This window comes from Streptomyces sp. NPDC057743, from assembly GCF_042798755.1.
GTDB lineage: Bacteria > Actinomycetota > Actinomycetes > Streptomycetales > Streptomycetaceae > Streptomyces.
In genome coordinates this window covers 185,078-199,896 of record NZ_JBHVJX010000008.1, presented here as the reverse complement: position 1 = coordinate 199,896, position 14,819 = coordinate 185,078, and the positions used below count along the sequence as shown (strand labels likewise).

Sequence of the window (14,819 nt, the reverse complement as noted above, 5' to 3'; positions counted from 1 at the left end):
GTCAGTCGGCGTGCACTCCTCGGAGGTAACGGGCGAGGTCGGCGATGGCGGTGGGGTTGCGGGGGCTCTCGACGAGTTCGGCGTAGTCCATGACGTAGATGCGGTGGTGCCTGACCGCGGAGACGTTGGCGAGCGGGGCGTAGGACTCCAGGAACGCCTTCTTCTGCGCGGCGGTGGTGTCGCCGTAGTTGTTGACGACGATGACGTCGGGGTCGCGGGCGACGACGGTCTCCCAGCCGACGGTGGTCCAGGAGTCCTTGACGTCCTTCATGACGTTGTCGCCGCCGGCCTTGGTGATGATGTCGTGCGCGGCGGCGTACGCGCCGGCGGTCATCGGCTTGTCCTGGCCGGAGTCGTAGAGGAAGACGGTGGGGCGGTGGGCCGGGGCGTGGGCCGCGGCGTCGGCGACCTGCTTGCGGTAGGTGCGGATGAGGGCTTGGGCGCGGTCCTCGACGTGGAAGAGCTCGCCGAGGTTGGTCAGGTCGGCGTAGAGCGCCTCCAGGGGCGGCATCACACCGCGGGCGGCGGAATCGGTGCCGTTGTGGCAGGACTCGGTCAGGACGTAGGAGTCGACGCCCAGCTTCTTCAGTGTGGCGGGGGTGAGGCCGTCGCCCTCACCGAAGCCGTAGTTCCAGCCGGCGAAGACCAGATCGGCCTTGGCGTCCAGGGCGATCTCCTTGGTGACGGCCTTCTTGGAGAGCCAAGGAACCTTGTCGTAGGCGGCCTTCCAGGGGACCTTGCTCAGGTCGCCCTTGTCGTCCGGCATGACGTAGCCGGCCATCCGGTGCTCCAGGCCCAGCGCGAACATGATCTCGGTGATGCCGACGTCGTTGGTGACCACCCGGCGCGGGGGGTGCGGGTAGGTGGTGCGGGTGCCGCAGTTGGTGAGGGTGACGGGGCGGTCGTCGGTGCCGGCGGACTCGGTGGCCACGTGGGCGCCGCAGCCGGTGAGGGCGAGGGCCAGGACGGTGAGCCAGGCGGCCGGGCGGAGGCGGCGGGCGGGGTGCGGGGTGGCGGTCACGGGTCCCTCGCGGTCGTCAGGAGGCGGGCAGGCGGTCGAACAGCAGCTGGACGGCGCCGGTTTCGGGGTGCTGGACGCGGTGCGCGCGGACGCCGAACACCTTCGCCAGCAGCTCGGCGGTGAGCACGTCGTGCGGCGGCCCGGAGGCGACGATCCGGCCGGCGGACAGCACGTGCAGCTCGTCGCAGTGCACGGCGGCCAGGTTGAGGTCGTGCAGCGCCGTCAGCACCGTCAGGTTGCTCTCCCGCACCAGCGCCAGGACCTCCAACTGCTGGGCGATGTCCAGGTGGTTGGTGGGTTCGTCGAGGACCAGGACACGGGGCTCCTGGGCGAGCGCGCGGGCGATCAGGACGCGTTGCTTCTCGCCGCCGGAGAGGCCGAGGAAGCCGCGGTCGGCGAGGTGGTCGGCGCCGACCCGGGCCAGCGCGCGGGCGCAGATCTCGCGGTCCGCGGCGCTGGGCCGGCCGGAGCCGCGCTGGTGCGGCAGCCGGCCCATGGCGACGACCTCGGCGGCGGTGAAGTCGAAGTCGGTGCCGGCCTCTTGGGGCAGCGCGGCCAGCAACGTGGCGCTCTCCCGGGCGGTCAGCGCGTGCAGGTCGGCGCCGTCCAGGAGGACGCTGCCGGCGGCCGGGCGCAGCGCGCGGTAGACGCAGCGCAACAGGGTCGACTTCCCACTGCCGTTGGGGCCGACGAGCCCGACGAGCCGCCCGCTGCCGGCGGTGAGGGTGACGTCGTGGACCAGGCGCCGCCCGGCCACCGCCACCGACAGTCCGGTGATGTCCAGACGCATCAGGAACCGCCCCCGAAGGTGTAGCGGCTGCGCCGCATCAGCAGGACGAAGCAGGGGACGCCGAGGACGGCGGTGAGCACCCCGACGGGCAGCTCGACGGGGGCCAGCAGCACCCGGGAGAGTACGTCGACCCAGACCATCAACACCGCGCCGAGCAGCGGGGCGAGCGCCAGCACCCGGCGGTGGTCGGCCCCGACCAGCATCCGGGTGGCGTGCGGCACCATCAGCCCGACGAAGCCGATCGCGCCGGAGACCGCGACCACCGCGCCGGTGGCCCCGGCGGCCACCACGAACAGTTCGCGGCGCAGCCGTTCGGGGTCCACGCCCAGCGCGGCGGCGGTCTCGTCGCCCATGGCCAGGGCGTTCAACCGGCCGGCGGAGAGCCGGAGATGGACCAGGGCGGCGGCGACCGCGACGGCGGCGATCGGGACCGAACCCCAGCCGGCGCCGCTCAGGCTGCCCAGCAGCCACATCATCGCCGAGCGGGCCGCCTCGCCGCGGTCGGCGGTGAACACCATCAGGGTGGTGACCGCGGAGAAGCCGTAGTACATGGCCGTCCCGGTCAGCACCAGCCGCATCGGGGTCAGCCCGTGGGCGGTCCGGGCGGCCGCGTAGACCAGGGCCATGGCCAGCAGCGCGGAGAGGAACGCCGAGACGGACAGCGCCCAGACGCCGAGCGCGGCGAGCGCGCCGAAGAGCAGCACGGCGTTGGCGCCGACCGCCGCGCCGGAGGAGATGCCGAGCACGAACGGGTCGGCGAGGGCGTTGCGGACCAGGGCCTGGACGGCGACGCCGATGGCGGAGAGCCCGGCGCCGACCACGGCGGCGAGCAGCGCGCGGGGGAACCGCAGCTCCCAGACGATGGTGTAGGCGGCGACCTCGTCGGGCCGGATGGTGCCGCCGGTCAGCCCGGCGCCGAGGTAGCGCAGCACCTGCGGCCAGCCGATCCCGGCGGCGCCGAGGCCGGTCCCGCACAGCAGCGAGACGAGCAGCACGGCGACCAGCGCGGCGGCCAGGGGGAGGGTGCGGGCGGGGCGTGCCACAGGGCTTTCGCCTTCGGCTCGGGCCGCGTACCTACGGAAAAGGAGCGGCGGCCCGGAGCCAGGCCGTGGCGGCGTCCCCTCGCAGTCCACGGCGAGTTGGTGCGGATCCGGCGCCGCCGCGGGCGATCGGGCTTGCGGAACGGGCCCGTTGGGGCGTTCCGCTTCACCGTTGCGGGTCAGCGCCGGACTCTCACCGGACTTCCCCCGCGGGGCGTCGTCGTTGTCAGGTTGTGGTGCTGGGCCGGGCGGCCCCGGGTGGGCTCAGCCCTCGTACGGGGTGCCGTCCGGGCGGAAGAAGGAGACGCCGTCGGGCATGTCGTCGGGCAGGCTCTCGGCCCACTCCTTGAGGTCGGCGACCTTCTTGAGCTGCGCGGACATGTAGGGGCGCAGCGACACCTCGGGGGTGGCCTTCTCGCCGACCCACATCAGGTCGCCCTTGACGTAGCCGTACAGGCGCTTGCCGCCGCTGTACGGGCCGGCGGCGGCGGTGCGCGCGACGGCGTCGGTGGCCAGATCGATCTGCGGCTTCTGGTCGGCCAGTTCGCCGTACCAGATCTCGACGACGCCCTGGTCGCGGGTCATCACGGCCTCGACCTTGTTCCCGTCGACCCGCCAGAAGCCGGTCTCCGTCTCCAGCGGGCGGACCTGCTTGCCCTCGTTGTCGAGCACCCAGGTGTGCGAGGTGTACTCAAGGAAGTCGCGGCCGTCGTGGCTGAAGACGACCTCCTGGCCGAAGTTGCACTTCTCGGCGCCGGGGAAGTCAAAGACGCCGGCGCCTTCCCAGCGGCCGAGGAGGAAGACGAGCGGCACCAGGGACGGGTTCAGGTCGGACGGGATCTCGATCATGAGCTCAGGCGATCTGTTGTGGGGGATGTAGGGGCGCGCGAAGCGCTCCTACGAAGGGTGGTGGTGGGCGACGGGTGGGTGTCAGCGCTGGCCCTGGTACAGCTTCTTCCAGGTCAGCCCGGCGAAGGCGATCACGCCGACGGCGACCAGAACCAGCAGGGTGGTGAAGAATGCCTCAAGCACGAGCGCGCTCCTTGGGCGGAGTGAGGTGTTACGGACCGCCTGCGAGTCTAGTCGGCGCCGTCGACGGCGGCGCTGTGAGGTCCGCCCCGCCTCTCGGGGGCTGCCGTCCGGCTCCCTTCGGGGCGTCCCCGCCCCGCCGGCCGGCCCGCGCCTACTCTTGGGCCATGGCGAACAAGCTGGTGATCAAGGTGACGGCGGGCGCGGACGCGCCCGAGCGGTGCTCGCAGGCGTTCACGGTGGCGGCGGTGGCGGTGGCCAGCGGCGTGGAGGTGTCGCTGTGGCTGACGGGGGAGTCGGTGTGGTTCGCGCTGCCGGGGCGGGCGGCCGAGTTCGAGCTGCCGCACGCGGCGCCGCTGCCGGAGCTGATCGAGGGGATCCGCGCGGGCGGTGGGGCGATCACGGTGTGCACGCAGTGCGCGGCGCGGCGCGGCATCGAGGAAAAGGACCTGATCGAGGGGGCGGGCATCGCCGGCTCCCAGCTCTTCGTGAGCGAGATCATGCCGGACGGCGTGCAGGCGCTCGTCTACTAGCGCGCGCGGCCGCGAGGGCGCGGGCGGGCGCCGGGCCCTGGGTCCTGGACAACGGGCCAGGCTCGGACAGGACCTAGCTGCGGCGGCGGTCCTCGTCGTCCCGGTCGTCCAACTCCCGCCACCAGCGGTCGGATTCCGGGTCCCCGGACTCGTCCCACCAGCGCTCGCCCGGCTCCCGGCGGTTGCCGATGATGGCCGCGATGGGCGGGATGACCATGGCGACGACGCACATCGCCACCGCGGCCGGCACCGACCACAGCCGCACCAGGCTCCACGACAGCACGAACAGCACCAGGCACACCGCCATGAGTGCGAAGTACCGGCGGTGGCGGCGCTGCGGCGGGGTGGGCGGGCGGTGCGCATGCGCGTACATAAGTCCACGGTAAGTCCGCGGGGCCCGGGAAAGAAGGCCAAAGGGCCGCACCCCACAGCCAAGGCGTCCAAACCCCTGGGGTGCGGCCCTTTGGGCCGTACGGACCCGGGTCACGGGTCCGACGCGCGTGCCTGCCGTCAGACGGCGATGGCGACCTCCGCCAGACCGCCCTTCTGGGCGACGACGGTGCGGTCCGCGCTGGCGCCGGGCACGAGGGCGCGCACGGTCCAGGTGCCCTCGGCCGCGTAGAAGCGGAACTGTCCGGTCGCGGAGGTCGGGACCTCGGCGGTGAACTCGCCGGTGCTGTCCAGCAGGCGGACGTAACCGGTGACGGGCTGGCCGTCGCGGGTCACGCTGCCCTGGATCGTGGTCTCACCGGGCTTGAGGGTCGAGGCGTCCGGGCCGCCGGCCTGTGCTCCACACATAGGGGTACTTCCTTGAGGGGTAGAGAAAGGGGCTCTCGGGCTTACTTGTTGGCGCCGAGCTCGATCGGGACGCCGACCAGCGAGCCGTACTCGGTCCAGGAGCCGTCGTAGTTCTTGACGTTGCTCTGGCCGAGCAGCTCGTGCAGCACGAACCAGGTCAGCGCGGAGCGCTCGCCGATCCGGCAGTAGGCGATGGTGTCCTTCGCCAGGTCGACGGACTCCTGCTCGTAGAGGGCGGTGAGCTCGTCGTCGGACTTGAAGGTGCCGTCGTCGTTGGCGTTCTTCGACCACGGGATGTTGCGGGCGCTGGGCACGTGGCCGGGGCGCTGCGACTGCTCCTGCGGGAGGTGGGCGGGGGCCAGCAGCTTGCCGCTGAACTCGTCGGGGGAGCGGACGTCGACCAGGTTCTTGGTGCCGATCGCGGCGACCACGTCGTCCCGGAAGGCGCGGATCGAGGTGTCCTGGGCCTTGGCCTTGTACGCGGTGGCCGGGCGCTGCGGGACCTCGGAGCCGTCGACCAGGTCGCGGGAGTCCAGCTCCCACTTCTTACGGCCGCCGTCGAGCAGCTTGACGCTGTCGTGCCCGTAGAGCTTGAAGTACCAGTAGGCGTAGGCCGCGAACCAGTTGTTGTTGCCGCCGTAGAGGACGACGGTGTCGTCGTTGGCGATGCCCTTCGCCGAGAGCAGCTTCTCGAAGCCCTCCTGGTCGACGAAGTCGCGGCGGACCGGGTCCTGGAGGTCCTTCTTCCAGTCGATCCGGACGGCGTTCTTGATGTGGTTCTTGTCGTAGGCCGAGGTGTCCTCGTCGACCTCGACGAGGACGACCTTCGGGTCGTCCAGGTGTGCCTCGACCCAGTCGGCGTCTACCAGGACGTCGCTACGGCTCATGTTTTTCTCTCCTCCGGGGCAGTTACGGGGGGCGGGCTTGAGGGTGCACGGGTACCGCGGATGGCGCGGCGCGGCCAGGAGGCGCGCAGCGCTTACGCGGGTACGGGTGCGAGGACGGCCTTCACGGGCGGCCGACGGCCGGGGCGACGGGAGGGATGTGGCCCGTCAGGAAGGGCGACAGAGCATGGCGGCGACGCGGCACAGGTCGACTGCCCGCCGCTTCGTCAGTACCGCCTGTCCCCGTGGACGGAGACCGCTCCATGCGCTCTGCATGGCTCCGATCGTAGGGACGCGGGGTACGGCATGTCACCGGTGTGTCGAATGGCGAGACGTGATTGTCCGCGATGTGGGATGTGCCAGCGTGCCGGGCGGGCGCGCGCCGCGCGTGGGGGCGCCGTCGCGGGTGGGGGTTCTGGCGTACGGACCGGGGTGTCTCAGGGTGTGGACGGGTGGCGGCCCGGTGGGGCGGCCCGTCACCCGCCGACGGGTCAGCCGGTGATCTTGACGTTGGTGCCGGAGGCGGTGACGGAGATGCCCTGCGCGGTGGCGGTGAGCTTCTCCAGCTTCAGGTTGCCCGGCAGCTGGTCCAGCTTCCAGCCGTGGTCGGTCTGGGTCCGCACCTCGCGCTCGCAGGTCGGGAGCGCCCGGCACATGGCGGGGATGTGGTCGGCCCGCACCCGGACGGTGTCGCCGTGCACGATGTCGATCGTGCCGGTCACCTCGAACGAGCTGAGCAGCGGGATGTTCGGGGAGATCTTGACCTGGGCGCGGCCGTCCTTCTCGCCGCCGTAGGAGATCTTGACGCCGCCGCCGGCCGCGTTGGTCAGGTCCTGGTAGGAGATCTCGGCGGTGGCGGTGGCCGAGGCGGCGCTCTCGATGGAGGAGTAGTCGCTGGTCAGCGCCACGTCGTGGAACTGCGCCGACATGTGCTTGAGGGTCAGCGTGCGGCCCTCGGAGCGGGCCGCCAGGTGGTCGAGGTCGGCGTCCACCTCGTCGAGGTTGCGCGCCGCGACCTGGGTCAGGAACGGGAAGCCCTTGATGGAGACCTCGGGCGTCGAGGTGATCCCGTTCATGCTGCGGAGCTTGTCCGCCGCCTTGCTCTCGGCGAGATTGACCGCGACGCGGTCGGCCGCCACGAACAGCCCGCCGAATATGACGACGAGCACCAGCAGCACCTTCAGTGCGCGCATCGAACCACTACCCCCACTCGTGACCGCCGGGCCGGACGGGCCCCGGCCGATTCGTCCACTCCGGAACGCGGGCCCCCAGACCGCGCTCCGCGAACCCTAGACGACCCGGTCGGGAGAACGGGAACGGCGGCCGTGCGGAGCGCACAACCGTGCGCTCCGTACGGCCGCCGCGGCACTGCGTGGCAGACCTCGTGGCCCGGGACTACCCCAGGGCCCGGCCCAGGACGTAGACCGCCGGGGCCGCCAGGGCCAGCGGCAGGGCGACGCCCGCGGTCATGTGCACGAACTTCGACGGGTAGTCGTAGCTGGCCACCCGCAGGCCGATCAGGGCGCAGCCGCCGGCGGCCAGGCCGAGCAGCGCGCCGGCGGTGCCCAGGCCGGTCAGCTGCGCGGCGGCCAGGCCGCCACCGGCGCCCGCCAGCAGGCCCAGCGCCAGCGTCACCGGACCGGGCAGCGGCAGCGCCCGGACGAGCACGGCCAGGGCGACCGCGGCGGCGCCGACCACCACCGCGTCCGGGTCCGCGGCCAGGTGGCCGGAGGCGAGCACCGCCAGTGCGGACGAGGTCAGGCCCGCGGTCAGCGCGTACATCCGCTCGTCCGCGCTGGAGCGGTTGCGCAGCTGGAGCGCGATGACCAGCAGGCACCACACGCCGAGCGTGCCGAGGGCCACCAGCGGCGCGTCCTCGCGCGGGGTGGTGAGCAGCCCGACGTCGGTGGCCACACCGCCCAGGAAGGCCAGCGCGATGCCCTGGCGGGCCGGCCACATGCCGTTCAGCCGGAACCAGCCGGCGGCGGTGACGGCCTGGAGCAGCACCACCGGGACGGCGAGGAGCGGGCGGGCGACCGGCGCGGCCAGCGCGAGCAGCAGGGCCAACACCGCGGTCAGCGCGGCCGGTTGGATACCGGGCGGGATGATCGGCGAGCGGCCCTCGGCGCGGGCGAGCTGGTTGGGCTTCAGCGGCCCGGTGGGGGCGGCGGGCGCGGCCGGCGGGGCGTCGGCCGGCGCCGGCTCGGCGGTGGCGGTGGTCCCGTGCGCGGTTCCGTAGCCGGCGCCGGCGCCGGGGTGTTGGTGCTGGTGGGCGGCGGGCGCCGGGGCGGCGTAGGCGTCCTGCCCGTAGGGGGCGGAGGGCTGCGGCTGCCCGTGGGCAGCCTGGCCGGCGTAGCCGTGGTAGCCCTCGTACCCGTCGTATCCCTCGTAGCCGTAAGGCTGTTGGGGCTGGGACTGGTGTGGCTGGTGGGCCTGGGGTGGCTGCTGTTGGGGCTGCGCGTAAGGGTCGTAGGGCTGCTGCCCGTACGGGTACGGGTTCTGGTGCGGCTGGTGCTGGTTGTCGCTCATGACCCTCTGCTCATCCTCCGGCGAACGGCGGCAGGACCTCGACGGTGCCGCCCTGGGACAGCGTCACCTGTGCATGATCGCGGGAGCCGACCTGGACGCCGTCCACCAGGAAGGAACAGCGCAGCAGGACGCGGCCGAACTCCGGGTCCGCGGCGTGCGCGGCGCGCGCCGCGTCCAGCGCCTCGGCGAGCGTCGCCGCCGCGTACGGCTCCTCCGCCGTCCCGGCGGCTGCCTTGGCCGCGGCCCAGTAGCGCACGGTGCCAGTTGTTGTCACGGCGGCCTCTTCATGTCGGGGGCTCTTGCCGCCTCCCATCATGGCGTACGCGGCGGCCGGCCCGGATCGGGGCAAGTCCGGGTAAAGACTTGTGGCCGTCCGGGAAGATTCCCGCACGGTTCGGAGAAATTCGATTGGCCGAGGCAACCGTTCGCATAGGCTCCGGCGTGTGTTGGTCCGACTCGCGCGGGCGCATCTGCGGCCCTACAGGCGCTCTATATCCCTGATCGTCCTGCTCCAGCTCATCCAGACGCTGGCCACGCTCTATTTGCCGACCCTCAACGCCGACATCCTCGACAACGGTGTCGTGAAGGGGGACACCGGCTACATCCTGCGGATCGGCGGCTTCATGGTCGCGGTGACGCTGCTTCAGATCACCTGCGCGGTCGGCGCGGTCTACTGCGGCGCCCGCACGGCCATGGCCCTGGGCCGGGACATCCGGGCCGCGGTCTTCGACCAGGTGCAGTCCTTCTCCGCCCGGGAGGTCGGCGGCTTCGGTGCGCCGTCGCTGATCACCCGCACCACCAACGACGTCCAGCAGGTCCAGATGCTGGTACTGATGACGTTCACGTTGATGGTCTCGGCGCCGATCATGTGCGTCGGCGGCGTCGTGATGGCGCTCAACCAGGACGTGCCGCTGTCGGCGCTCCTCCTGGTCATCGTCCCGGTCCTCGGCATCCTCGTCTCCCTCATCGTGCGCCGGATGCGCCCGCTGTTCCGCGGGGTGCAGGAGCGCATCGACACCGTCAACCGCGTGCTGCGCGAGCAGATCGCCGGCATCCGCGTCATCCGCGCCTTCGTCCGGGACCGCTACGAGCGCGAGCGGTTCGCCGGGGCCAACACCGACCTGTACGACGTCTCGATCCGCGCCGGCCGGCTGATGTCGATGATGGGCCCGCTGGTGATGCTGATCGTGAACCTCTCCAGCGTGGCCGTGGTGTGGTTCGGCGGACTGCGCATCGACGGTGGCCAGATGCAGATCGGGGCGATGGCGGCCTTCCTCAGCTACCTGATGTACATCCTGATGTCGATCATGATGGCGACGTTCATGGTGATCACGCTGCCGCGCGCCGAGGTCTGCGCCGAGCGCATCCAGGAGGTGCTGGCGACCGAGTCCAGCGTCACCCCGCCCGCCGCGCCGGTCACCACGCTGCGTCGCCACGGCGAACTGGAGCTGCGCGACGTGGAGTTCCGCTTCCCCGGCGCCGAGCAGCCGGTCCTCAAGGACGTCTCGCTGATCGCCCGCCCCGGGGAGACCACCGCCGTCATCGGCTCCACCGGCTCCGGCAAGTCCACCCTCCTGGGGCTGGTGCCCCGGCTCTTCGACGCCACCGGCGGCACCGTCCTGGTCAACGGCGAGGACGTGCGCACCCTCGCCCCGGAGACGCTGGCCGCCGTCATCGGTCTGGTACCGCAGAAGCCGTACCTCTTCTCCGGGACCGTCGCCAGCAACCTGCGGTACGGCAATCCGGACGCCACCGACGAGGAGCTGTGGCAGGCGCTGGAGACCGCGCAGGCCCGGGAGTTCGTCGAGCGGATGGAGGGCGGCCTGGCGGCGCCGATCGCGCAGGGCGGCTCCAACGTCTCCGGCGGTCAGCGGCAGCGGCTGGCGATCGCCCGCGCCCTGGTCCGCAAGCCGGAGATCTACCTCTTCGACGACTCCTTCTCCGCCCTGGACTACGCCACCGACGCGGCCCTGCGCGCCGCGCTGGCCCGGGAGACCGACCGGGCCACCGTGGTGATCGTCGCCCAGCGGGTCTCCACGATCCGCGGCGCCGACCGGATCGTGGTCCTGGACGCGGGGCGGATCGTGGGCACCGGCACCCACGCCGAGTTGATGGCCGGCAACGAGACCTACCGGGAGATCGTGCTCTCCCAGCTCACCGAGCAGGAGGCGGCGTGACCACCGCGGACAAGGCGGAGAAGCAGGACCCGGTCGCCGGGCAGGCACCCGAGGAGGCGCCCACCGGATCGGCCCCCCGTCGCGGCCCGGCCCCCGGCGGCGGCCCGATGGCCCGCATGATGGGCGGCCCGGTCGAGAAGTCCCTGGACTTCAAGGGCTCCGGCAAGCGGCTGTTGGCCCAGATGCGGCCGGAGCGCGGCATCGTCGCGGTGGCGCTGCTGCTGGGCGTGCTGAGCGTGGCGCTGACCGTCGTCGGCCCGAAGGTGCTGGGCCGCGCCACCGACCTGATCATGGCCGGCGTCATCGGCCGCCACCTGCCCGAGGGCCTGACCAAGGCGCAGGCCGTCGCCGAGCTGCGGGCGCACGGCCAGGGCGGGTTCGCCGACATGCTCGGCGCCATGCCGGTGGTCCCCGGCCACGGCGTCGACTTCGGCGCCGTCGGCACCGTGCTGCTCGGTGCCGTCCTGATCTACGCCGGCTCCGCCGCCTTCGGCTTCACCCAGGCCCGGATCGCCACCCGGGTCGTCCAACGCACCGTCTTCAGGCTGCGCGAGCAGGTCGAGGAGAAGCTGTCCCGGCTGCCGCTGAGCCACTTCGACAAGCAGCAGCGCGGCGAGGTGCTCTCCCGCGCGACCAACGACATCGACAACATCCAGCAGACGCTCCAGCAGACCCTCAGCCAGATCATGGCCTCGCTGCTGACGATCCTGGGCGTGCTGGCGATGATGTTCTGGATCTCGCCGCTGCTGGCGCTGGTCGCGCTGGTCACCGTGCCGGTCTCGATCGTCGTCGCCACCAAGGTCGGCAAGCGCGCCCAGCCGCAGTTCGTCCGCCAGTGGAAGACCACCGGCAAGCTCAACGCGCACATCGAGGAGATGTACACCGGCCACTCCCTGGTCAAGGTCTTCGGCCGTCAGAAGGAGTCCGCCGCGCTCTTCCGCGAGCAGAACGAGGCGCTCTACGCGGCCGGCTTCCGGGCCCAGTTCATCTCCGGGATCATCCAGCCCGCGATGATGTTCATCGGCAACCTCAACTACGTACTGGTGGCCGTGGTCGGTGGCCTGCGGGTGGCCTCCGGCGCGCTGTCCCTCGGCGACGTCCAGGCGTTCATCCAGTACAGCCGCCAGTTCAGCCAGCCGCTGACCCAGGTCGCGGCGATGGCCAACCTCGTCCAGTCCGGCGTCGCCTCCGCCGAGCGGGTCTTCGAACTCCTCGACGCCCCCGAGCAGGAGCCGGATGCCGCGCGGCCGGCCCGCCCCGAGCAGGTCACCGGCAAGGTCGCCTTCGAGGACGTCTCCTTCCGCTACGACGAGCACAAGCCGCTCATCGACGGCCTCTCGCTGACCGTCCGCCCCGGCCAGACCGTCGCCATCGTCGGCCCGACCGGCGCCGGCAAGACCACCCTGGTCAACCTCCTGATGCGGTTCTACGAGGTCCGCGGCGGCCGGATCACCCTCGACGGCGTGGACATCGCGAAGATGTCCCGCGAGGAGCTGCGCGCCAACATCGGCATGGTCCTCCAGGACACCTGGCTCTTCGGCGGCACCATCGCCGAGAACATCGCCTACGGCGCCCCCGAGGGCACCTCCCGCGACAAGGTCATCGAGGCGGCCAGGGCCACCCACGTCGACCGCTTCGTCCGCACCCTCCCGGACGGCTACGACACCGTCATCGACGAGGAGGGCGACAACGTCTCGGTCGGCGAGAAGCAGCTGATCACCATCGCCCGGGCCTTCCTCGCGGAGCCGGCGATCCTCGTCCTGGACGAGGCCACCAGCTCGGTCGACACCCGCACCGAGGTCCTCATCCAGCACGCGATGGCCCAACTCCGCACCGGCCGCACCAGTTTCGTCATCGCCCACCGCCTCTCCACCATCCGCGACGCCGACGTCATCCTGGTCATGGAGAACGGTGCGATCGTCGAACAGGGCGACCACGACGCCCTGTTGGCCGCCGGAGGCGCCTACGCCCGGCTGTACGCGGCCCAGTTCGCTCAGGCGGTGACGGAGGCGGGGTAGGCGCCCGGGTCAGTCCGTTTGCCGGGCCCGTCGGGCGATCCAGTGCCCGATCCGGTCCAGCAGCTCCGGGCCGGCGGCGTTCTCCGCGTGGCCGAAGCCCGCTTCGAGCCAGAGCTCGGCGGTGGCCGGATCGGCGGCGGCCATCAGCATTCGCGGATGGTCCACCGGGAAGTACGGGTCGCGGTCCCCGTGGACGAGGAGCAGCGGGGTGGGCGCGATCAGCGGCACCGCCTCGGTGGGGGAGAGGGGGACCGCGGCCCACTCCTCGGGATGGATCCGCGTCCGCAGGCCGACGCGGGAGACCAGCCGCCCACTGGGTCGGGTGACGGCCCAGTGGAGGCGCCGCATGGGCGCGGTGCCCCGGTAGTACCACCGCGCGGGAGCACTGACCGCAACCACTGCATCCGGCCACGCATCCGTGCGCTCCCCGTGCTCCCCCAAGCCCGCCACCGCCGCCCGACGGTCGTGCAGCGCGGCCTGCCGGAGCACGACCGAACCCCCCATGGAGAAGCCCACCGTGGCGATCGTGCGGTGGCCCAGCGAGCGGGCCCAGCGGACCGCGGCGGTCAGGTCGTGGATCTCCCGGTCGCCGACGGTGGACCGGCCGCCGGAACCCCCGTGCCCCCGGAACGAGAACGTGATCACGTCCGCATGCTGGGACAACGCGGCGGCGGCGCGGCGCAGTGCGGGCCGATCGAGCGAGCCGGAGAAGCCGTGCGCGAGGACCACGGCGAGGTTGGCCGAGGGCGTCGGGACGGGGGCGCGGGAGGGGGCGTTCGACCCTTCAGGGCCCGGAATCCGAGGGGTGTAGGCGGCCTCGATGCGCACACCGTCGTCCGTCAACAGGGTCACCCGGTGACCACTCGTTGTGATCGACGGAACACAAGATCGCGCAAAATCGCCCTCGGGTCCGCAAGTCATGTGAGCTATTCTGCTGGGCAGAGGAAGGATCCGGGCAGCGTCGCCCCCGGGTCCTTTTGTGCTTTCACACGCGCAAAGCGCGTGCCCGGAAGCGCCGTGTACGAAGCAGTGCCGCAGACTCCCCCGGCCGGGCCGGGTGGTGCCCCCGTCGCAGGGACCGAGGAGGAACCAGACGTCATGGGCAAGCGAAGCGTGCAGGACAGCGAGCCGCACAGGATGGAGCTCGCCGGAGACCGGGCAGGTGGTCGGCAGTGAGCTCACTTCTGCTGCTGACCAACGCCCTCCAGCCATCGACGGAGGTGCTCCCGGCGCTGGGCCTGCTGCTGCACAGCGTCCGGGTGGCCCCCGCCGAGGGCCCGGCCCTGATCGACACCCCAGGGGCCGACGTCATACTGATCGACGGCCGCCGCGACCTTCCGCACGTGCGGTCCCTGTGCCAGCTGCTGCGGTCCACAGGGCCGGGCTGTCCGCTGGTGCTGGTGGTCACCGAGGGCGGGCTGGCCGCCGTCACCGCCGACTGGGGTGTCGACGACGTGATACTGGACACCGCGGGGCCGGCCGAGGTGGAGGCGCGGCTGCGGCTGGCGATGGGCCGCCAGCAGATCACCACCGACAACGGCCCCATGGAGATCCGCACCGGGGACCTCTCGGTGGACGAGGCCACCTACAGCGCCAAGCTCAAGGGCCGGGTCCTGGACCTGACCTTCAAGGAGTTCGAGCTGCTGAAGTACCTGGCGCAGCACCCGGGTCGGGTCTTCACCCGCGCCCAACTCCTCCAAGAGGTGTGGGGCTACGACTACTTCGGCGGTACGCGGACGGTGGACGTGCACGTCCGGCGGCTGCGCGCCAAGCTGGGCCCCGAGCACGAGTCGCTGATCGGGACCGTCCGCAACGTCGGCTACCGCTTCGTGGTGCCGGAGAAGGTGGAGCGGGCCGCGGCGGAGGCCAAGGCGCAGGGGGAGGCCGAGCGGCCGGGGAAGGACGGCGACGGCGGCAAGCGGGCCGGTGCGCGGGCGTCCTCGTCGGGCGCCGGATCCGAGGCCGCGCAGCCTGCCCGACGGTAGGACCACCCGCGTAGA

16 protein-coding genes and 1 riboswitch are annotated in these 14,819 nt (G+C 72.0%); of the genes, 4 read left to right on the top strand and 12 right to left on the bottom strand.

The window, feature by feature from the left end; genetic code table 11:
* Position 1 precedes the first annotated feature (1 nt).
* The 4 genes from ACFVFQ_RS11980 to ACFVFQ_RS11965 all read right to left on the bottom strand — a co-directional run bounded on the left by ACFVFQ_RS11980 (position 2) and on the right by ACFVFQ_RS11965 (position 3,700).
* Positions 2 to 1,021 (bottom strand): ABC transporter substrate-binding protein, encoded by a 1,020-nt coding sequence (locus ACFVFQ_RS11980; RefSeq protein WP_383412920.1) that lies wholly within the window; start codon positions 1,019 to 1,021, stop codon positions 2 to 4.
* Positions 1,022 to 1,037: 16 nt separating this feature from the next.
* The gene (locus tag ACFVFQ_RS11975; protein ID WP_383412917.1) at positions 1,038 to 1,811 is read right to left on the bottom strand and encodes an ABC transporter ATP-binding protein; all 774 of its coding nucleotides are present in this window, start codon (positions 1,809 to 1,811) and stop codon (positions 1,038 to 1,040) included.
* On the bottom strand, positions 1,811 to 2,854 hold the full coding sequence (locus tag ACFVFQ_RS11970; protein ID WP_383412914.1) for a FecCD family ABC transporter permease: 1,044 nt from the start codon (positions 2,852 to 2,854) through the stop codon (positions 1,811 to 1,813). Before ACFVFQ_RS11970 ends, ACFVFQ_RS11975 begins: the two co-directional genes overlap by 1 nt.
* A 120-nt stretch (positions 2,855 to 2,974) precedes the next feature.
* A riboswitch (cobalamin riboswitch) is annotated at positions 2,975 to 3,059 on the bottom strand.
* Between the two features lie 56 nt (positions 3,060 to 3,115).
* Positions 3,116 to 3,700 carry an FABP family protein gene (locus tag ACFVFQ_RS11965; protein WP_383412911.1) on the bottom strand — a complete coding sequence of 195 codons (585 nt, stop codon included), beginning with the start codon at positions 3,698 to 3,700 and terminating at the stop codon, positions 3,116 to 3,118.
* A 347-nt stretch (positions 3,701 to 4,047) separates the two neighbouring features.
* Here ACFVFQ_RS11965 and ACFVFQ_RS11960 point away from each other — a divergent pair, with 347 nt between their 5' ends.
* Positions 4,048 to 4,413, top strand: a complete 366-nt coding sequence (locus tag ACFVFQ_RS11960; protein WP_383412908.1) for a DsrE family protein — start codon at positions 4,048 to 4,050, stop codon at positions 4,411 to 4,413.
* Between the two features lie 73 nt (positions 4,414 to 4,486).
* On the opposite strand, the gene ACFVFQ_RS11955 is transcribed toward ACFVFQ_RS11960, so the two are convergent.
* From ACFVFQ_RS11955 to ACFVFQ_RS11925, 7 genes are all read right to left on the bottom strand, one after another.
* A complete protein-coding gene (locus ACFVFQ_RS11955) occupies positions 4,487 to 4,786 on the bottom strand; it encodes a DUF3099 domain-containing protein (RefSeq protein WP_383412905.1) in 300 nt (99 codons plus the stop codon).
* A 137-nt stretch (positions 4,787 to 4,923) separates the two neighbouring features.
* Entirely contained in the window at positions 4,924 to 5,211 is a 288-nt protein-coding gene (locus ACFVFQ_RS11950) for a DUF1416 domain-containing protein (RefSeq protein WP_383412902.1), read from the bottom strand.
* A gap of 41 nt (positions 5,212 to 5,252) precedes the next feature.
* A complete protein-coding gene (locus ACFVFQ_RS11945) occupies positions 5,253 to 6,098 on the bottom strand; it encodes a sulfurtransferase (RefSeq protein ID WP_383412899.1) in 846 nt (281 codons plus the stop codon).
* 165 nt (positions 6,099 to 6,263) lie between these two features.
* Entirely contained in the window at positions 6,264 to 6,371 is a 108-nt protein-coding gene (locus ACFVFQ_RS11940) for an Ms5788A family Cys-rich leader peptide (protein ID WP_372503121.1), read from the bottom strand.
* Between the two features lie 215 nt (positions 6,372 to 6,586).
* A complete protein-coding gene (locus ACFVFQ_RS11935; protein ID WP_383412897.1) occupies positions 6,587 to 7,288 on the bottom strand; it encodes a DUF2993 domain-containing protein in 702 nt (233 codons plus the stop codon).
* A gap of 202 nt (positions 7,289 to 7,490) precedes the next feature.
* Positions 7,491 to 8,624, bottom strand: coding sequence for a hypothetical protein (locus ACFVFQ_RS11930; RefSeq protein WP_383412895.1), 1,134 nt, complete (start codon positions 8,622 to 8,624; stop codon positions 7,491 to 7,493).
* 10 nt (positions 8,625 to 8,634) lie between these two features.
* A complete protein-coding gene (locus tag ACFVFQ_RS11925; RefSeq protein WP_383413113.1) occupies positions 8,635 to 8,937 on the bottom strand; it encodes a MoaD/ThiS family protein in 303 nt (100 codons plus the stop codon).
* 130 nt (positions 8,938 to 9,067) lie between these two features.
* On the opposite strand from ACFVFQ_RS11925, the gene ACFVFQ_RS11920 reads away from it, so the two are divergent.
* Both ACFVFQ_RS11920 and ACFVFQ_RS11915 read left to right on the top strand, forming a co-directional pair.
* Positions 9,068 to 10,801 (top strand): ABC transporter ATP-binding protein, encoded by a 1,734-nt coding sequence (locus ACFVFQ_RS11920; RefSeq protein ID WP_383412892.1) that lies wholly within the window; start codon positions 9,068 to 9,070, stop codon positions 10,799 to 10,801.
* On the top strand, positions 10,798 to 12,819 hold the full coding sequence (locus tag ACFVFQ_RS11915) for an ABC transporter ATP-binding protein (RefSeq protein WP_383412889.1): 2,022 nt from the start codon (positions 10,798 to 10,800) through the stop codon (positions 12,817 to 12,819). Before ACFVFQ_RS11920 ends, ACFVFQ_RS11915 begins: the two co-directional genes overlap by 4 nt.
* A gap of 9 nt (positions 12,820 to 12,828) precedes the next feature.
* Here ACFVFQ_RS11915 and ACFVFQ_RS11910 read toward each other — a convergent pair whose 3' ends face one another.
* Positions 12,829 to 13,740 carry an alpha/beta hydrolase family protein gene (locus ACFVFQ_RS11910; protein ID WP_383412886.1) on the bottom strand — a complete coding sequence of 304 codons (912 nt, stop codon included), beginning with the start codon at positions 13,738 to 13,740 and terminating at the stop codon, positions 12,829 to 12,831.
* A 251-nt stretch (positions 13,741 to 13,991) separates the two neighbouring features.
* On the opposite strand from ACFVFQ_RS11910, the gene ACFVFQ_RS11905 reads away from it, so the two are divergent.
* On the top strand, positions 13,992 to 14,804 hold the full coding sequence (locus tag ACFVFQ_RS11905; protein WP_383412883.1) for a response regulator transcription factor: 813 nt from the start codon (positions 13,992 to 13,994) through the stop codon (positions 14,802 to 14,804).
* Positions 14,805 to 14,819 lie beyond the last annotated feature (15 nt).